The organism is Pseudomonadota bacterium (genome assembly GCA_039196715.1).
Taxonomy (GTDB): domain Bacteria; phylum Pseudomonadota; class Gammaproteobacteria; order CALCKW01; family CALCKW01; genus CALCKW01.
Genome location: JBCCUP010000164.1, coordinates 1 through 2,080, shown reverse-complemented (window position 1 = coordinate 2,080; position 2,080 = coordinate 1). Strand labels below are relative to the sequence as shown.

1 protein-coding gene and 1 pseudogene are annotated in these 2,080 nt (G+C 65.6%); one reads left to right on the top strand and one right to left on the bottom strand.

Translation table 11 applies throughout. The features are described from left to right. Positions 1–1,054, top strand: a 1,054-nt coding sequence (locus AAGA11_23105) for a hypothetical protein (GenBank protein ID MEM9605760.1), incomplete at its 5' end; no start/stop codon positions are given. Between the two features lie 18 nt (positions 1,055–1,072). Here AAGA11_23105 and AAGA11_23100 read toward each other — a convergent pair. Then, positions 1,073–1,996: pseudogene (locus AAGA11_23100) on the bottom strand (dimethylarginine dimethylaminohydrolase family protein). Between the last annotated feature and the right edge of the window lie 84 nt (positions 1,997–2,080).

Genomic DNA, 2,080 nt, shown 5'->3' with positions numbered 1-2,080 from the left:
GGCACTGCGCCAGGCGCTGTCGGCCGAATACCAGCGGGCCCGGGCGCAGCTCGACACGCTCGGCGATGTCCAGGCCATCCTGGCCAACGTCGAAGCGTCGCTGCGCGCGAGCACCGTGCCACAGATGCTCTGGCGGCCGGTCACGGACGCCGAAGCCGCGGCGCTGGTCGGTGCGCGAGACGACACGACCCGGCGCGCGAACGACGCCATCGCCGAGCTGCGGCGCATCGCGCCACTCGCCTACCTCGATAAAAACAACCCCGGCACGGTGCAACAGGGCGCACTCTACGATCAGAGCGACCTCAACCGCCTGTTTCAGTGGGCCCAGGCAAACCTCGCCCAGTCGAGCGCGGCCTACGCCCAGACCGTCGAGCAACTGAACCGCGAACTCGCGGCCCAGGCCGACGGTGAGCTCGCCTATTTTTACGCACTCGACCCGGACACGCCCGCCGACCGCATGAACGCCTTTCTGCAAGAGGGCGCCGACCTGCGCATCTACGCGCGGCTCGATCAGATGATGAGCGTGCCGAACTCGCTCGCCGCCGTGCAGCGCGCCAACGGCGAGCCGGTCGCCTTGAACGTCCGGGCCCGGATCGAAGAGATCACGACCCTGCGCGCCATGTACGCCGAGAACCGGTTGCGCGCCGTGGGTGACTCACGCCTGCCGACCGCGGCCAGCGACGACGCAGCCCGGCTGCAGATCGCCGAGACGATCCTCGCCAACCCCGACTACGGTTTCGGCGAGCACGGACCCGTCGTGCTGACCACGCCACGGATCGACACCCGGACAAAAACGGTCAGCCGCGAAACAATCAAGGATGTCGATATCAGCCTGTCCGGTGACATCACCTGGTCCGGGACACGGGAGAGCTGGGACTACGAGTGGGACGAGTTCAAGTTCGCCACGCCACTCAAGCACGACAACGGTGAGTGGTATGTCTGGTGGATCACGGCCAAGTACTTCCGCTCGGGCGCCAGCACGACACCGCTCAACCGCTGGGTCTCCGGTGCGTCGACCCAGGGCGACCTGATCCCCGAGGCCAACTTCCGCTGACCTTCGCGCTTCCGCGCGTCAGGCCGCACGACGCAGCGCTTGGGCCATGCAGTGAATGCCGCCGCCGGTCTTCGAGATCTCGGCGGTGTCGACCGACGCCACGTCGAAACCGCGTGCGCGCAGGTTCTCGATCAGCACGGTCGAGGACGACGGCGCGATGACCCGGTCGTTGCCGAGCGACATCAGGTTGCAGCCGAGTGCCATGGTCTGCTGAAACGGCACGTCGATGATCTCGTGTCCCTTGTCCTTGAGCCACTGCACGATTGCAGGGTCGGTACAGGCAAGGCAGACGGCGGTCAGATTTTCCGCAATCGGCACGACCATCAGGTCGATGTGCACATAGTACTAGTCAAAGAACGCAAGCCTGACCTCCCAGCCTTCGGCTTCGAACCAGCCAGCGACCTGGCGTGCGCCCTCCTCCTGCGTACGCGCACCACCGCAACCGATCAACACGCAACCCGCTTCGATGACATTGAAATCCCCACCCTCGAAGGTGCCCGCCGTGACCATGTCGTAGATGGGAATGCCAAGCTTCTCGTAGGCGCGGATGGCCGCGTAGTTCTCACCGCGTCGCCACCAGTTGGCCATGGCCGTGATGATGACGCCGTACGGTGTCATGACGCTGGAGTCACGCGCGTACACCTGCATGGTCAACTCTGGCTCCGGCGGCAGGGTGTGGACGTTGACCTGAAAGTGCCGGTAGGCGTCGACCAACTCGGCGTGCTGGCGCTGTGCCAACGGGATGTCACAGGGCGCGTCGCGCAGGAACTTGCGGGACAGGCTGGAGGTGGCGCGGTGAAACAGGTAGTCGGGCGAGCCCAACAGCACGTCGGTCAATTCGGCGGTCTCGTTGGGGACAGTCCAGTACGACAAGGGGGTCGTGCCACCGCCGGCCACGCGACGCTGAAGTGAAAAGGCATCTGCTTCGGGACCGTGGGCCATGTCGGGTGTCCTGTTGTCATACTGGGCAGGATGGCACACTGCGCGCTCGGCCCCGCCTCTTGCCGCCACACGGTACACCATGTC